The organism is Psychrobacter sp. 1U2, assembly GCF_051847575.1.
On the sequence record NZ_JBPYDC010001119.1, the window covers coordinates 1 to 699 of the forward strand.

At 36.8% G+C, this 699-nt stretch carries 1 protein-coding gene; it reads right to left on the reverse strand.

Going from position 1 to position 699, the window contains the following annotated elements:
• Positions 1-396 precede the first annotated feature (396 nt).
• The coding region (locus ACS8FD_RS20715; RefSeq protein WP_439277253.1) for a PQQ-dependent sugar dehydrogenase at positions 397-699 on the reverse strand (303 nt) is incomplete at its 5' end.

The window sequence follows — 699 nt, forward strand, 5'->3', positions numbered from 1 at the left end:
AGTAAAAAATGCCCCAAAAATGATAAAACCGACGATTAAAATACCTGACGTAATAAAAACGGGCTTACTCACTCGCGGAAACGGTCCCAATCTCTCAACTTTTACATGGTCCATCTGTAAATTTACCTTAATTTCCTGTGAGGCACACAATAACAAGATATTTCTTAACTATCAAATCTAATTCAACTACTTACAAGTTTGCAACTGACTGCAATACTGCGGATTAATGGCTTATAACCAGTTTAAAAACAGTAATAATAGTAAGAATTAAGCATCAATACCTCTTATTATTACAGATGTGTCTTAAAACATTCTACTTCTTTATATACTAACAATTAGGAATCATCGCAGCATTTATATGGCAAAAGTATATAAATCAAATAAAGAGGCATATTCTTATTTTGGTAAGAGTTGTAACAATCTACCGCTATCGCCATCTTCTAATACCCACACTTCACCATCGACTGTCAGAACATTACGAATACGAGCACCCATATCATAACGATAACGCTCAGACGCATCGCCTGTCTCTTTCATATCGACTACGATTAAAGCCTTGGATGATAAACCACTCATAAGCGCATCACCCTGCCATTCTGGAAAATTGTTTTGATTACCAGCGCTATAAATACTCATAGATGAGGGTGAAATAACCGGTGTCCATGTAATTTTAGGCGGCTCGAACTCAGGACGGGTGTC